The organism is Micromonospora zamorensis (assembly GCF_900090275.1).
Lineage (GTDB): Bacteria > Actinomycetota > Actinomycetes > Mycobacteriales > Micromonosporaceae > Micromonospora > Micromonospora zamorensis.
Genome location: NZ_LT607755.1, coordinates 2,600,810 through 2,615,818, shown reverse-complemented (window position 1 = coordinate 2,615,818; position 15,009 = coordinate 2,600,810). Strand labels below are relative to the sequence as shown.

Annotated in this window: 16 protein-coding genes; 8 read left to right on the top strand and 8 right to left on the bottom strand. The window is 70.5% G+C overall.

Annotated elements, in window-relative coordinates; all coding sequences use genetic code 11:
- Positions 1-28 precede the first annotated feature (28 nt).
- Positions 29-1,537 (top strand): DUF1996 domain-containing protein, encoded by a 1,509-nt coding sequence (locus tag GA0070619_RS11180; RefSeq protein ID WP_088947996.1) that lies wholly within the window; start codon positions 29-31, stop codon positions 1,535-1,537.
- A gap of 39 nt (positions 1,538-1,576) precedes the next feature.
- On the opposite strand, the gene GA0070619_RS11175 is transcribed toward GA0070619_RS11180, so the two are convergent.
- From GA0070619_RS11175 to GA0070619_RS11165, 3 genes are all read right to left on the bottom strand, one after another.
- Positions 1,577-2,656 (bottom strand): HEAT repeat domain-containing protein, encoded by a 1,080-nt coding sequence (locus GA0070619_RS11175; protein ID WP_088947995.1) that lies wholly within the window; start codon positions 2,654-2,656, stop codon positions 1,577-1,579.
- Positions 2,657-2,663: 7 nt separating this feature from the next.
- Positions 2,664-3,332, bottom strand: coding sequence for a HEAT repeat domain-containing protein (locus tag GA0070619_RS11170; protein ID WP_088951719.1), 669 nt, complete (start codon positions 3,330-3,332; stop codon positions 2,664-2,666).
- Between the two features lie 171 nt (positions 3,333-3,503).
- On the bottom strand, positions 3,504-3,947 hold the full coding sequence (locus tag GA0070619_RS11165) for a DUF5990 family protein (protein WP_088947994.1): 444 nt from the start codon (positions 3,945-3,947) through the stop codon (positions 3,504-3,506).
- 219 nt (positions 3,948-4,166) lie between these two features.
- Here GA0070619_RS11165 and rph point away from each other — a divergent pair, with 219 nt between their 5' ends.
- Both rph and bla read left to right on the top strand, forming a co-directional pair.
- A complete protein-coding gene (gene rph, locus GA0070619_RS11160; RefSeq protein WP_088947993.1) occupies positions 4,167-6,812 on the top strand; it encodes a rifamycin-inactivating phosphotransferase in 2,646 nt (881 codons plus the stop codon).
- On the top strand, positions 6,809-7,741 hold the full coding sequence (gene bla / locus GA0070619_RS11155) for a class A beta-lactamase (RefSeq protein ID WP_088947992.1): 933 nt from the start codon (positions 6,809-6,811) through the stop codon (positions 7,739-7,741). Before rph ends, bla begins: the two co-directional genes overlap by 4 nt.
- Before the next feature lie 19 nt (positions 7,742-7,760).
- Here bla and GA0070619_RS11150 read toward each other — a convergent pair whose 3' ends face one another.
- Positions 7,761-8,117: a DUF4267 domain-containing protein gene (locus GA0070619_RS11150; RefSeq protein WP_231927376.1), complete on the bottom strand. Its 357-nt coding sequence runs from the start codon at positions 8,115-8,117 to the stop codon at positions 7,761-7,763.
- A 134-nt stretch (positions 8,118-8,251) separates the two neighbouring features.
- Here GA0070619_RS11150 and GA0070619_RS11145 point away from each other — a divergent pair, with 134 nt between their 5' ends.
- Positions 8,252-8,851 carry a TetR/AcrR family transcriptional regulator gene (locus tag GA0070619_RS11145; RefSeq protein ID WP_088947990.1) on the top strand — a complete coding sequence of 200 codons (600 nt, stop codon included), beginning with the start codon at positions 8,252-8,254 and terminating at the stop codon, positions 8,849-8,851.
- A gap of 68 nt (positions 8,852-8,919) precedes the next feature.
- On the top strand, positions 8,920-9,300 hold the full coding sequence (locus tag GA0070619_RS11140) for a hypothetical protein (protein WP_088947989.1): 381 nt from the start codon (positions 8,920-8,922) through the stop codon (positions 9,298-9,300).
- A 93-nt stretch (positions 9,301-9,393) separates the two neighbouring features.
- Here GA0070619_RS11140 and GA0070619_RS11135 read toward each other — a convergent pair whose 3' ends face one another.
- On the bottom strand, positions 9,394-9,825 hold the full coding sequence (locus tag GA0070619_RS11135) for a winged helix-turn-helix transcriptional regulator (RefSeq protein ID WP_088947988.1): 432 nt from the start codon (positions 9,823-9,825) through the stop codon (positions 9,394-9,396).
- Positions 9,826-9,941: 116 nt separating this feature from the next.
- Here GA0070619_RS11135 and GA0070619_RS11130 point away from each other — a divergent pair, with 116 nt between their 5' ends.
- The gene (locus tag GA0070619_RS11130) at positions 9,942-10,661 is read left to right on the top strand and encodes a DsbA family oxidoreductase (RefSeq protein WP_088947987.1); all 720 of its coding nucleotides are present in this window, start codon (positions 9,942-9,944) and stop codon (positions 10,659-10,661) included.
- Between the two features lie 298 nt (positions 10,662-10,959).
- Here the strand turns inward: GA0070619_RS11130 and GA0070619_RS11125 are convergent, their stop codons facing one another.
- Positions 10,960-11,292: a hypothetical protein gene (locus GA0070619_RS11125; RefSeq protein WP_088947986.1), complete on the bottom strand. Its 333-nt coding sequence runs from the start codon at positions 11,290-11,292 to the stop codon at positions 10,960-10,962.
- A 202-nt stretch (positions 11,293-11,494) separates the two neighbouring features.
- On the opposite strand from GA0070619_RS11125, the gene GA0070619_RS11120 reads away from it, so the two are divergent.
- Positions 11,495-12,568, top strand: a complete 1,074-nt coding sequence (locus GA0070619_RS11120) for a glycoside hydrolase family 43 protein (RefSeq protein WP_197699636.1) — start codon at positions 11,495-11,497, stop codon at positions 12,566-12,568.
- A 114-nt stretch (positions 12,569-12,682) separates the two neighbouring features.
- Positions 12,683-13,696 (top strand): hypothetical protein, encoded by a 1,014-nt coding sequence (locus GA0070619_RS11115; RefSeq protein ID WP_157743976.1) that lies wholly within the window; start codon positions 12,683-12,685, stop codon positions 13,694-13,696.
- 94 nt (positions 13,697-13,790) lie between these two features.
- Here the strand turns inward: GA0070619_RS11115 and GA0070619_RS11110 are convergent, their stop codons facing one another.
- Positions 13,791-14,414, bottom strand: coding sequence for a DUF6518 family protein (locus GA0070619_RS11110; RefSeq protein WP_088947983.1), 624 nt, complete (start codon positions 14,412-14,414; stop codon positions 13,791-13,793).
- 69 nt (positions 14,415-14,483) lie between these two features.
- The gene (locus tag GA0070619_RS11105; protein WP_231927375.1) at positions 14,484-14,963 is read right to left on the bottom strand and encodes a hypothetical protein; all 480 of its coding nucleotides are present in this window, start codon (positions 14,961-14,963) and stop codon (positions 14,484-14,486) included.
- Between the last annotated feature and the right edge of the window lie 46 nt (positions 14,964-15,009).

The window sequence follows — 15,009 nt, the reverse complement described above, 5'->3', positions numbered from 1 at the left end:
ATCGCCGACTCGAAGGACAACACTGGTAATGCGGACTCCCCCCGCGCACGTCGCACCCCCGGATCGGGCGCTGAAGCGTCGCCGCCTCACTCGCATCACGCTCGCCTCCGCGGTCGTCGCCGCGCTCGGCGCGAGTGGCATCTACATCGCCGGCGCGCAGGCCGAAGAGGTCGACGTGCCCGGCCGGGTCCAGGCGGAGGCCTTCGCGGAGCACTCCGGCGCGCAGACCGAGGGCACCGGCGACACCGGCGGCGGCCGGAACGTCGGCTGGTTGGCCAACGGCGACTGGCTGCGGTACGACAATGTGTCGATCACCGGCGTCGACCTGGCGGCCCGGGTTTCCTCGCACAACGCCACCGGCGGCACCGTCGAGCTGCACCTCGACGCGCAGGACGGCCAGCTGCTGGCCAGCTTCCCGATCGCGCAGACCGGCGGATGGCAGCAGTGGAAGACCGTCACGGCGAAGGCGTCCGGTGTGCCGACCGGCGCGCAGACCGTCTTCGCCGTCATGAAGAGCACGTCGCCGTCGGACTTCGTGAACCTGAACTGGTTCACGTTCGGTCCCCCGGCGGGCACGTCGCCGAGCGCGTCGGCCAGCGCCTCGCTGACGCCCACCGCCTCGTCCGCGCCGAGTGCCACCCCGTCGGCGTCACCCTCCTCGTCGGTGCCGCCGACCGCGCCGGCCGGCGGTTGGGTGCCGGTCGACCAGGCCAAGTGGAACAAGGAGCTGGCCGCGTTCAACGCGCTCAAGCCCAAGGCGGTGCCGCCGGGCACCACCCGGGTGCCGGAGTTTCACACCGACTGCGGTGTCGCGAACTCCGCGGCGGACGACCCGATCGTCCTGCCCGGCCTGTCGGGCGCCTCGCACATGCACACCTTCTTCGGCCCGAAGGTCGACGCCTTCACCACGACGGACAAGCTGTTCGCCGCGGCGAACACCTGCAACGCCCCGGGAGACAAGAGCGCCTACTGGACCCCGGAGCTGCGCAAGGACGGCAAGCCGGTCCCGATCAAGAGCATGCGCATCTACTACGGCTCACGGGTCAAGGACCCCTCGACCGTCAAGCCCTTCCCGCCGGGCCTGGTGGTGGTCGAGGGTGACGCCAAGCGGCAGGTGGACACCCCCAAGAACGCCGGCAGCAACCAGTTCTGGTGCGCGGGCAGCGCCGAGATCGGCCGCAGCGCCGACGGCAACTGGCCGAGGTGCGCCCCCGGCGGCAACCTGATCTTCCAACTCGTGTTCAAGGACTGCTGGGACGGCCAGAACATCGACTCGCCCGACCACAAGTCGCACATGGGCGACCCGGTGAACGGCGTCTGCACCGGCAAGTACCCGGTGGCGGTGCCGGACCTGTCCTTCATGGTCAACTACGAGTCGCTGGGCGGTGACGGTCTCAGCCTCTCCTCCGGCAAGCCGTCCTCCATGCACGGCGACTTCATGAACGCCTGGGAGCCGGAACGCCTCGCCGACCTGGTGAAGTCCTGCCTCAACCAGAACGCCAAGTGCGGCATCGACACGACGTTCGCCGGCGGCTGACCAGCGCGTCCACCCGTTGTCGACGGACGGCCCTCTCGCTCAGGCGAGGGGGCCGTCCGGCATCGTGCCCGGCCCAGCCCCGTGGCGACGCCTTCCGGTCCCGTCGCGGAGCTTCCCGGCCTCCTCGCGGAGCGTCAGGATGGATGTCGCCGTCAGCGCGACGGCACGGTCGTCGTCCTGCGACAGGCCCATCAGCGCGCGTGCGGCGGTGCTGCCCGGGATGTCCGCCAGCGCCTCGGTCAGCCGCCGACGCGCGGACGGGGTCAGGGTGCCCCGGGCGAGGCGGTCGACGAGGCTGGTCGCGATCCGGTCCGCCTCCGCGGGATCGGTCGCCAGCACGCCCAATACGTCGGCCGCTTCGGCGTCCTTCGTCTCCTCGACGACCATGTCGATCAGCGTCGGGACCGCGTCCGCCACCCCCCGTGCACCGAGCGCCAACGCCGCGACCCTGCGGACCACGACGTCGGGGCTCGCGAGGGCGTCGCGCAGCACGTCGGTCGCCGCGTCGTGCGGGATCTCGCCGATGGTCTGGACGGCACGCTCGCGTACGTCGGCCTGCGGTGAGCGGAGGCCGTCCGCGAGCAGCGCCAGGCCCCCGTCCCCCGACTGTGCCAGCGCCCATCGCAGGGCTCCGGCGACGTTCGGGTCGGACTCGTTGAGCGCCGCCTCGACGAGTGCCTCCACGGGCACCTGAGCCCCGTCGACCGAGGACAGGGCCGCGCGCTGACGCCTGCCCGCGCTCGGCGAGCCCAGTGCCTGTAGGAGCGCGACGACCTGGAGGACGTCCTCCCAGTCGGCGGGTTCGGCGGCACCGATCCGACGCAGTCGGGTGAGCAGGTCCAGCTCATCCGCGATGCGCTGTCGCGTCCGCTGGATCAGGTTGTCGACGAGGTCGGAGGGTGCGAAGCCGGGATCGTCGAGTGCCCGCCGGACGTCACGCAACGACAGACCCAGGGACCGCAGGCTCTCGACCTGGAAGATCAGCCGGATGTCCTCGTCGGAGTACTCCCGATAGCCGGCACCACTCCGACCGGTCGGCCGGACCAGGCCGAGCGAGTCGTAGTGCCGGAGCATGCGGGCGCTGACCCCGGACCGGCGCGCCACGTCACCGATCAACACCTGCGCATCATCCCTTCTCACCGATCGCGCCGAGGGCCACCACGCGCTTCGCCTCCTCGATCGCGAACTCGACACCGGCATCCGGGTCCCGCGTCAGCCGTTCCGTCGCGATCGCGTGCGCGCGTACGTGCGGGTCGGGATCCGTCATCGCGACGCGCAGGATCGGCATGGTCACCGCACCGAGCGCGACCAGCGCCCGGCTGAGGCTCAACCGCGTGTCCCGCGTGCCGCGCCCGAGCTGTGTCGCCAACACGCCGGCCAACTCGGTCTCCTCACCCGGCGGCACGAGGACGACCGCCGCTCGCCAGGCGCTTCGCGCCACCTCGTCGTCCGGGTCGGTCAGCAGCGCCCGTGTCAGCGCCGGCCAGGCCCGCCGATCGCCGATCTTGGACAACGTGTGCAACGCCTGGCTCCGGGCCTGCGCACGCTCCGAGCTGAGTTGGTCGGTGAGCTTCGGCACGGTCAGCGCGGTTGGGTGGCGGATCAGTGCCCAGGTGAGCATCTCGCGTACGGAGAACTCGTGCTCGATCGCGCACCGCTCGACGAGGGCGTCGACGAACAGTGGGTCCGGGGCCGTGCCGACCGCCAGCGCCGCGCGCAGCCGCACCGACGGGTCGGCGTTCTCCAGCGCCTGGAGCGCCCCCATCGTGTTCGTGTCCTTTTCCGGCCTGGTCATCGGGACCACCTCCTGGACCCCACTGAAGACCTTGCCACTGTGTCAAGGTCAAGGCGGCCGACGGGCGCCCTGCGGGTCACCCGGAGTGCGGCGCTGGCTGGTCGGCGGACGACACCGACCCGCGCCGTCGGTCTCGCCACGGCAGACGGGTACGGCGGCAGTAGGACAGGGTCACTCCACCGTCCAGGCGACACCGGGAGGTCGGACACGCGCGGACAGTGGTCCGCCCGCGGCATCGGTCAACCCGACCCGGCCGACGAGTGTCCCGTTGCCCTCGTGTGCGGCGCGCAGCAGCTCGGTCGGGATGTCGGTGAACATCAGCTTCGCTCGTCGGAACATCGCGAAGCCGTTCTCGGTCACCGCGCCCCAGCTCAGATACAGGAACCGCGCCCCGGGCCGCCCGTGCACCCAGGGGCCGCCGACGTCGAGCATCCCGTCGACCTCGCGGCTGGACACCTCGAAGCACCAGGTTGCCGTCGGCGCGTCGGCCGGCACCAACTCGACCACCTCGGCCTTGCGCTGGACCCCGACGTGCACGTTGCCCAGCCGCAGCGTGTCGGCCTCCGCACCGACGCGCCGCCCCGGGAGGTCGCTGCCGTCGATCCGGATCCACATGGTGGCGACTCTAGTGAGGCGGGACGGGGGTGTGCGGCGGCCAGGCGGGTCACCGCACCGCCCTGGGCGACAAAAAGCAAAGGCAGGGAGATAACTCTCCCTGCCGCTTCTAACGTATATCGCACCTGGGGGCTTGCGGCAAGACCCCGGTCCTGGCGCAGAATCTGCGGCCGGACCAGCATCAGGACGTAACGGGGGCATGACGTGAGTGTGTTGTCGATGGACGGGGACCGCAGCGACCTCGCACCGTTGTTGGATCTTCGGGAGGTTGACGAGACGCAGGTCGGGGTCGTCGGTGGCAAGGCCGCGCATCTGGGCGGGCTGTCGCGGATCGACGGCGTCCGCGTGCCGGCCGGGTTCTGCGTGACGACGGCCGCCTTCCGGCGGGTCATGGCGGAGGCGCCGTCGATCGACAACCGGCTCGACCAGCTGTCGCGCCTGGGCCCGGACGACCGGGAGGCGATCGGCACGCTCAGCGCGGAGATCCGCCGGAGCATCGAGGAGGCCGCGATTCCGGCCGACCTGGCGGCCACGATCACCCGCGCGCTCGCCCGGTTCGGCGAGGAGGCCGCCTACGCCGTGCGCTCCAGCGCGACGGCAGAGGACACTCCCACGGCTTCCTTCGCGGGTCAGCAGGACACCTACCTGAACGTGGTGGGGCCGGAGGCGGTCCTGCGGCACGTCAGCCGATGCTGGGCGTCGCTGTTCACCGAACGGGCCGTCATCTACCGCCTGCGCAACGGCATCGACCACCGCGCGGTAGACATGGCTGTCGTCGTACAGCAGATGGTTTTTCCGGATGCGGCCGGAATCCTGTTCACGGCCGACCCGGTCTCGGGCAACCGGAAGGTCGCGACAGTGGACGCCAGCTTCGGGCTCGGCGAGGCCCTGGTGTCCGGCCTGGTGAACCCGGACGTCTTCACGGTGCGCGACGGGGAGGTCGTCACCGGGGCGGTCGCCGCCAAACACCGTGCCGTCGCTGCTCTGCCGGGCGGCGGTACGCGGGAAGTGGCGATCGACACGCAGCGGCAGGAGCAGCCGGCGCTGACCGAGGCGCAGGTCGTGCGGCTGGTGCGGCTCGGGCGACGGATCGAGGCGCATTTCGGCCGTCCGCAGGACATCGAATGGTGCCTGGTCGACGACGACTTCCAGATCGTGCAGAGCCGGCCGATCACCACGTTGTTCCCCATTCCCGCAGCCGCTGACCAGGAGAACCACGTCTACCTGTCGGTCGGTCACCAGCAGATGATGACCGACGCGATGAGACCGCTGGGGCTCTCGATGTGGCAGTTGACGGCCATGGCCCCGATGCTGGAGGCCGGCGGGAGGTTGTTCGTCGACGCCACCCGGCTGCTTGCCTCACCCGCGAGCCGCGCCGGCTTCCTGGAGATGGCGGGGAAGTCCGATCCGCTGATGGGGGACGCGTTGGAGACGCTGCTCGATCGCCCGGACTTCATTCCGACGGTCCCGGACGACGGTGGTCCCGGCAGGCCGACGACCGGCGGCGCGTCCGCCCCGATCGAGACCGACCCGGCCATCGTGACCGAGCTGATCGAGCGCAGCGAGGCGTCCATCGCCGCGTTGCGGCGCGACATCGCGACGGTGACCGGTACGGCGCTGTTCGACTTCCTGCTGAAGGCCTTCCAGGAGCACAAGCGGATCCTCGGTGAGCCGCTGAACATGCAGGCGATCATGGCTGGCATGGAGGCCACCTGGTGGCTCAACGACCGGCTGCACGAGTGGCTGGGCGAGAAGAACGCCGCGGACACCCTCACCCTGTCGGCCCCCGGCAACATCACGTCGGAGATGGGCCTGGCGCTGCTCGACGTCGCCGACGTGATCCGTCCGCATCCGGAGGTGGTGGCGTTCCTGCGGGGCGTCGAGGACGACGGTTTCCTCGACGAGCTGCCGAAACTCGCGGGCGGGACCGAGGCGCGCGAGGCCATCGAGGCGTACCTCGACCGGTACGGCATGCGCTGCGTCGGCGAGATCGACATCACCAGGCCACGGTGGAGCGAACGCCCCAGCACGCTCGTGCCCGTGATCCTCGACAACGTCCGGCTCTTCGAGCCGGGCGCCGCCAGGCGGCGCTTCGAGCAGGGGCAGCAGCAGGCGCGGCAGAAGGCGCAGGAGGTGTTGACGCGCCTGCGGGCGCTGCCGGACGGGCAGCAGAAGGCCGACGAGACCGAGCGGATGATCGACCGGGTACGGACCTTCATCGGCTATCGGGAGTACCCGAAGTACGGCATCATCAGCCGCTACTTCGTCTACAAGCAGGCCCTGCTGGGCGAGGCGGAGCGCCTCGTGCGGGCCGGCGTGCTCACCGAGACCGAAGACGTCTTCCACCTCACGTTCCAGGAGTTCCACGAGGTCGTGCGCTCGCACCAGGTGGACGACGAGCTGATCCGGCAGCGCAGGGACGCGTTCCGGTCGTACCAGGCGCTCACGCCTCCCCGGGTGCTGACCTCGGACGGCGAGGTCATCACCGGGGCCTACCGACGCGACGACGTGCCGGCCGGCGCCCTGATCGGTGTGCCGGTGTCCGCCGGGACGGTCGAAGGACGCGCCCGCGTCATCCTCGACATGGCACAGGCTGATCTCGAAGCGGGTGACATCCTCGTCACGACCCATACGGACCCCAGCTGGACGCCGCTGTTCGTCGGCATCGCCGGCCTGGTGACGGAGGTCGGTGGGTTGATGACGCACGGCGCGGTGATCGCACGGGAGTATGGTCTGCCGGCTGTCGTGAGCGTGCTCGACGCCACCCGGTTGATCCGCGACGGGCAGCGGATCCGGGTGCACGGCAGCGACGGGTACGTCGAGATTCTGCCCGGGCCGTCGGCGCAGGAGGAGGAACGACGATGACGATCCCTGTCCGACGTCTGGTGGCCGTCGTGGCGACGGCGTCGACACTGGTGTCGCTGGCGGGGTGCGGCACCGGCGACGCACCCGAGGCGCGCACGACGCCGAGCCCCGAGGTGACGGCCAGCCCCGAGGTGACGGCCTCCCCGTCGCCGGCCGCCGAGCAGGAGTTCCAGCGGCTGGAGAAGACGTTCCAGGCGCGACTGGGGATCTACGCCGTCGACACGGGCACCGGCCGCACCGTGGAACACCGACCCGACGAGCGGTTCGCGTACGCCTCGACGTGGAAGGCGTTGGCCGCCGCCGAGGTGCTGGACGGCACCACCGACGCCGAGCTGGACCGGGTGGTGCGCTATTCGGCGCAGGACCTGGTGTCGCACGCACCGATCACCGAGAAGCACGTCGCCGAGGGCATGAGCCTGCGTGCCCTCGCCGACGCCGCCGTGCGCTACAGCGACAACACGGCCGGGAATCTGCTGCTGCGTCACCTCGGGGGCCCGCAGGGGTTCGAGAAGAAGCTGCGCGGGATCGGCGACACGGTCACCGACCCGGCCCGCTACGAGACCGCCCTCAACGAGGCGACGCCGGGCGACCGACGGGACACCAGCACGGCGCGGGCTCTGGCGGGCGACCTCCGGGCGTACACAGTGGGGGATGCCCTGACGCCCGCGGACCGCGACGTGCTGCGCGGCTGGCTGAAGGGCAACACCACCGGCGCGGGGCTGGTCCGCGCCGGGGTGCCCGCCGGCTGGGTGGTCGGGGACAAGACCGGGACCGGAGGGTACGGCACCCGCAACGACATCGCGGTGATCTGGCCGCCCGATCGCGCCCCGATCGTCGTCGCCGTGCTGTCCAGCCGCGACAAGTTGGACGCCACCCCCGACGACGCGCTCATCGCCCAGGCCACCACTGTGGTCGTCGCCCAGTTGTGACCGCTCGGCCGGCACGCGCTCAGCCGACGAGCAGGAGCACGCTGATCGCCAGCATCACCAGGGCCGTGCTCGCGTGGACGCCGTACGCGATCGCCTTTGGGCCCTTGCTGCGCAGCACGATCAGCGCGTCGCCGATGGGTATGAGGGTGGCGGCCAGCATGAACCAACCCAACAGGTCTGACGTCGCTCCGATGATCAGGATGAAGATGAAGAGCCCCGACGCGATGTCGCGCACGCCCTTGACGGTCAGCCAGGCCTGAAACGCCCGGTCGTCGGTCGGCGTGCCGGGGATGCCGAACCCGACTGCGGCCTGCGGCGCCCAGAAGACGCGCGCGCCGATGACGATGATGCCTACGCCGATCAGTGCGGCGAGCACGGTGGCGACGGTGGTGAGCATGGGTTGTCTCCCCTTTTGACGGCAGCGCCCGCAGCGACTGTTGCCGGCGCTATTTGTGCTAGCAACGCTAGATCTAGCTTCGACAGGAAGTCAAGCGTTGCTAGGATGCAGTCATGTCCGGCATCAACGAGCGCCGCGAACGCGAACGCGCCCACCGTCACCAGCTGATCGTCACGGCCGCGCGCGAACTTGCGGAGACCGAGGGCTGGGAGGCGGTGACGACGCGGCGCCTGGCCGAACGCGTCGAATACAGCCAGCCGGTGCTCTACAGCCACTTCAACGGCAAGGAAGCGATCGTGAGCGCCGTCGCCATCGACGGCTTCGGCGAACTCGCCGCCCACCTGCGCCGCGCGCGACTGGCCGCCCCTGAGCCGGGGCAGGCCCTGCGTGCCGTCTGCCGCGCCTACCTGGATTTCGCCACCGAACGACCCGCCCTCTACCAGGCCATGTTCGTCCTGCCCACCGACCTGAGGTTCGCCACCCCCGAGACACCGCCTCCCCTGCGGGCGGGCTTCGACGAGTTCGTGAGCTGCTTCGACCCGGACGACGAGCGCCGCGAACTCATCGCCGAGGTCACCTGGAGCGCGTTGCACGGCATGGCCGTCCTGTCCGACAGCGGCCGCATCCCGCCGGACGGCCAGGACGCGCGGCTCGACTTCCTCGTCACCCAGTTCACCGCGCCCGCGGCCGGCCGGCGGCGCGACGGGCGGTGAGGTGGAGCGTCGCTCGACGGCCTTTCGGCCTGACCGCGGACGTTGCCCGCCGGTGCCATCATCGTTCGATGAACGTTCGTCGCCTGGCGGCCGTCGACATGCACGGCACCCGAGGCACCGCCCGCCGGCGGCGCATCATCCTGGCCGAGTTCCTGGTCGGCGTGGTTGCCATGATGGCGCTGGGCATCTGGTTGCTGGCGTCGTCGAGCAGCCTCGGCAGCCGGGCGATCGGCCTGTGGTTCACCGGGGCGGGTCTCAACTATGCGCCGCTGTCCCTGCACGCGATCGCACTGACGAGGCCCGGTGCCCTCGACGCCGAACTCACCGGTGTCGACATCGACCGGGAGCTGCGCCGCTACACCGTTCTTCAACTGTGGGTCTTCGTGCCGCTCGCACTGGTCGTCTTCGCCGTACGCGACGCGCTCGCCGGGCGTCGGGCGGCTCGATGACGCCCCGAACCCGGTTGATCATGGAGTTCTGGTGGTCCGCAAAAGCCACAATTCATCCCCGGACGGGCACCATAACTTCATGATCGACCAGCGTCAGTCCGTGTTGCCGTTGTCGTACGTTGTCTGGTGGCGGCGGATCTCGGCATGATGGTCGGCCGACCAGGCCGCCAGCGCCAGGACGGTGGAGAGCAGTGACCCGCCCAGCTCGGTGAGGGCGTACTCGACGCGGGGCGGAACCTCGGGATACGAGGTCCGGGTGACGAGGCCGGTGCGCTGGAGGTGCTTCAAGGTCAGCGTCAGCATGCGCTGCGAGATGCCGGGGATCGCGTCACCCAGGTCCGAATAGCGGACCGGTCCGTCGGCGAGCGTGCCGATGATCAGGACACTCCATTTGTCGCCGACGAGGTCCAGGACCTCGCGGATGAAGTCGGCGTCCTCGTCGTTCCAGTGCGCACAGGGCCCCGGAGCCGCCCGGACGTTAGCCCGGACGTTGGTGCGCCTGCGCCGAAGATCCCCTGCACTCATCCCCTGCCACCTCTCCGTCAGCCCCTTGCCACGAACATGAATGTACCTTTTGTGGCCTTCCAATTCTCATGCATGATGGCGTTACGAACAAGAAGTGAGAATAGAGGAGGAGTGCCATGAAGATCGAGTTCTGGTCGGACATCGTCTGCCCGTACTGCGGGCTGATGGACCACCGGCTCCACCAGGCCCTGGACCGGTTCCCGTACGGCGATCAGGTGCAGGTGGTCCACCGGTCCTTCCAGCTTCACCCCGACCTGCCCCGCGAGGGCGTCAGTCAACGAGAGTTGATCACGATGGCCGGGGCCCCCGCGACGACCGTCGACCGGGTCCTGCGGCCCATCGAACGGGCCGCCGAGGCGGAGGGCCTGACTCCCTACCACGCGGTGGACCGCACGCTCGGGCCGACTGACCTGGCCCACGAGCTGCTCGCCTACGCGACCGACCAGGGCCGCGGCACCGAGATCTGGACGGCGATGTTCCGCGCGCACTTCGGGCAGGCCCGCAAGCTGTGGACCGCCGACGAGGTCCTCGACTTCGCCGCCGAGGTGGGCCTGGACCGCGCCGACGCCGCAGAGGCCCTGCGCAGCCGCCGCTACCGGACCCGGGTGGCGACCGACCAGCGCGAGGCAGAGCGCCTCGGGGCACGAGGCGCGCCCTTCCTCGTGTTCGACGGCCGCTTCGCCGTTCCCGGGGCGATCGGCATCGACGACCTGCTCGCGGTCATCGCCAAGGCGTGGGCCGAGAGCCATCCCACGCCACAACCACTGCCGACCCTTGCCGGCACCGGTGACGTGTGCACCCCGGACGGCTGTGCCGCACCCGACCGCACCAGCTGAGCCGCCCGCGCCCGTCGATCATGGACTTGTGGTGGGTGACAAGAGCCGCGACCCGTCTGCGAACGGGCACCACAACTCCATGATCGACCGGGACATGACCGAGGAGGAGGCGGTCGCCGCAGGGATGCCGGAGCGGGCCGGCCTCTCCCACGAACAGATGAACATGGTCGGGCAGCCGGCCCGCCCGGAGTACGCGCGAGCCCTCGGCATTCCCTCACGACTTTCGCCGAATGGACGAGCGACGCTCTACGCGATTCGTCGCAGCGATGAGTGGCTGACACCCACAGCGGGCCAACGCCTAGCGAGCCGCCTTGTCACTGAGGGACCGCGGGTACCGGAAGGCACCCAGCAGTGCGGTGATGACACCAGCGACCAGCAGGACCCTCACCACGTTGTACACCACCGTGTCGCCGGTGGAGTGCGGCGGGAAGACGTCCTTGACGAGCCAGCCCACGCCCAGCCCCAGCCCGATGCAGGCGTACATGGCGGCCCGCAGGCGTGGAAGGTGCTGCGGGCGGCCGAAGATCAGGGGCACAGTCGTGCCGCCACGGCTTTTGACGAGCAGCACGGCGGCCATGGCCAGGTTGGCGGCGGCGCACACGACGGCCAAGGCCACGTCCACGGAGTCCATGGGCCCAGACGCTAGCGCAGGGATGCCAGCGGCAGGACCCGCAGCTCGGCAGCGCCCAGGTCTGGCAACCAACGCTGTGGCTCGTCGACTCCTGGCTTAATCTATGAGCATCGATCGTTGTCGCCCCCTGGCTGCACGACCGGATCCGACCTGACCGGGGCCAACCCCCGGCCAGCTCAGTTCGAGGAGAGGAATCCCGATCGTGAACGTCGGTAACCGAACCCTTCCGCGACTCCTCTCCATCCTGCTGGCCGCCGTGCTCGCCACCGGCCTGTCCCTGGTCGGTGCTGGGCCGGCGGCGGCCGGGCAGACCAGCCTGCGGGCCGCCGACCCGAGCGTGATCCGCGTCGGTGCCACCTACATCTCCGTCCAGTCGCTCAACGGCGGGATCGCCGTCCGGCAGGCGGCCTCCCCCGACGCGCTGGCCGCCGCACCCGCGCGGCAGGTCTGGACGGACAGCCGCAACCTCGGTGAGGTCTGGGCCCCGGAGATCGTCACCGATGGTGGCCGCTACTACATCTACTTCTCGGCCGGGCGCGGCACCGCCCACCGCATGTACGCGATCCACTCGGCGTCGCCGGCCAGCGGCTACACGGCCGAGCGGCAGCTCGCGCTGCCCGGCGGCAAGTGGGCCATCGACGGCAGCCTGTTCACCTTCAACGGTCAGCGGTGGTTCGTCTGGTCGGGTTGGGCCGGCGACACCAACATCGAGCAGAACATCTACCTCAGCCGGATGAGTGACCCGCTCACGCCGACCGGCAGCCGGTACGTCATCTCCCAGCCACGCGAGAGCTGGGAGCGCGTCGTCGGCAATCCGTTCATCAACGAGTCCCCCGAGGCGATCAGGGACCCTAACGGGCAGCTGCACATCGTCTACTCCGCCAACGGCAGCTGGAGTGACCAGTACTGCCTCGCCGACCTGCGACTGCGCGCCGGCGGTGACCCCACGTACGTATGGGACTGGTACAAGTCGAACGGCTGCCTGTTCGGCTCGAACCGGGCCACCATGATGGCCGGCTGGGATCCCACCCTGTACGTGAACGGGCCCGGCCACCACAGCTTCGTGCTGCTCAACGGCGACATCGCCACGAGCCCGCCGGCCGGGCCGAGGTTCCCGCTGATGTACCACGGCGTACCCAAGGGCACCGCGTATTCCTGGGCGAACCGGCACTGGTACACGGGCACCTTCTGCTGGTGGGGCAACGCCACCTACCGCCGCGCCAATGTGCCCGGCCCGACAGCCGACACCGGGTTCAGCATCAAGTTCTTCGAGTGACCGCGCCGCGGGCACCCGCCGAACAGACAATCCCGCAGCGGGTCATCGACGCTTGTCCGAGTTCCCTAAGATCGACGGCGACACATGTCATCTGTTGAGACACGGGGGATTTCGATGAGGATTCGACCAGGCATCGCCGAGCTGATGGCTGTGGCGTCGGTGGTGGCGGCGGTGACCGCCCTGCCGTCGGCCGCCTCGGCGGCTGAGGTGGCGGAGGTGGCCACGCGGGCCGCCGGGGTGGGCCCGCCCTGCGTCCGTGAGGATCTGCGGCTGCCCGCCGGGTCGTGGCAGCGGATCACGGTCATGCACGCCGACCCCAGCGGCCGGTTCCAGATCGCGCACGGGACGGACACCTCCTGGCGCGAACACCTCATCCGGTGGGACGCGGGTGTGCCGACCAACCTCGGCCCGCCGACCGGCTCACCGACGGACGTCAACGAGCAGGGCGATTTTGTCGGCAACACCTCCTCCGAGGACGGGCTCTACCGCAGCACCGCGTGGCGGTACTCCGCCGGGCAGGTGACCGCGTTGCCAGGCCTGCCGGGCAGTGTGCAGACCATCGCGAGCGCCATCGCCGGGGACGGCACCGTGGTCGGGTGGGTGCGGTTCGCCGACGGGCAGCCGACGGCGGTGACCTGGGCGGCGGACAACAGCGTCCGGGTCCTGCCGGGTTCCGGCGACAGTCGGGCGATCGATGTCGACGTCGACGGCACCGTCATCGGTTACCTGTCCGAGAAGCCGGTGCGTTGGGCGCCCAACGCCCAGCCTGAGCTGCTGCCCGGCTACGCGCCCGGTCCGGACACCACCTGGGCGCTGACCGGGATCAGCGCGGGTGTGGTGGTGGGCCAGGAATACACCGGGTCCCGCCAACTCGTTCTCGCGTGGGCGCCCGGAACAGCCCCGGTCCTGCTCGCTGAGGGGGCCGTGGCGCACGCGGTCAACGCGCGTGGCTCGGTCGCCTACGAGCAGACCTACGAGAACCAGCAGTGGCTTCGGCAGGACGGCATCGACCGCGCGCTGCCATTCGGTCCGTCTCCGTACTCGGTTGCCGACATCACCGGCCTGAGCGACGACGACGTCGCGTACGGCAACCACTACTCGACCCCGGTCCGGTGGATCTGCGGCTGACCCGGTCCGTACTCGCAACGGCGGTGGCCCAGGTCGGACGTTCGGCCCGGGCCATCGTCGCCACGACCCGAGCCCCGATCTCCTACCGGAACGACTACGAGAAGATCCGGCCGGCCACCGCGAAGCTCACCAGGATCGCGCCGGCCAGCGGCACGGCCACCGCGACGGCGAGGGCCCGCCGTCGATGCGACCCGCCGGTCAGCACCACGATCAGCAGACCCAGCGCAACGTCGATGATCACGTTCCACCACACGGCGGCCCCGTGGTCGGGGTCGGTCGCCTTGCCGGCAAATCGGGCCGCCTCCTCGAAGAACACGGCGGCCGGCAGCGCCACCCCGACGACCTGCCGCCACCCCTCACCACGCGCCCACGTCCCGCCGGTGCCGAAGACCACTCCGGCGAGCACGCCGAAAACCATCCAGACCAGCGACGACGGTGCCCAGAGCACCGCGAGGTCGTCGCCCTGCAGGAGCGCCGCCGCCAGGTAGTAGCTGGGCACCGCGACGACGAGCAGCACGGCGGCACCGAGTGCCGAACGCAGCCACCCGGACCGCACCCAGTAGCCGAAGAAGAAGGCAGCGACCGCCCAGGCCGCTGTGGAGTTGCCGAGTTCCGCGAAGGGATACGGCAGCCACTTGATCCAGCAGAAGTCGAGAAAGCCGAGCAGGAATCCGCCCACCACGGCGGCGAGCGCCACCGCACGGTCGCCAGGTCGCATGGCCGCAGAGCATACGCAGTATGCCCTCACTGACCTGGTCGGCCCCTCCCCCTCCGAGGCAGCAGCCAGTCAGCGGGTGAGGCCAACCAGCGCCGCCAGTCGCGCCACGCCAGCCGGCGCCGGGTTCGCGCGGGCGATCTCGGCAATCACCGTACGCGCCAACGGCCGGCACCGAACCTCAGCCGGCGCGACACTGTCCGCGTCCACCAGGGCGCGTGCGGCGCCGCGCAGGTCACCCACCTGGAGGTACGCCCGGGCGACATCAACCAGGTACGCGCCCCGGTACTCGGCCGGCAACCGCCGGAACGCCTCCCGCCGAATCACGGCCGAGTGCCTGTGCAGCGCCTCGTCGGCGTCACCCCGTTGCGCCGCGGACAGCACCCGCGCCAGGTCGACGACGATCGGCCCGAAGCTGGTGCGGTGCGTGTCGTCGTACCCCCGAAGGTTGGCGGCGACCCCCGCGGCCCCCTCGGTCAGCTCGTCGGCGCGACGGGCGTCGCCGCAACCGGCGGCGGCCAGCGAGGCCTGGTCCAGCAGCGTCCCACCCACGGCCCGCTCCCCGCCCGTTGCATCCCGTCGCTCACCTCCACCATCC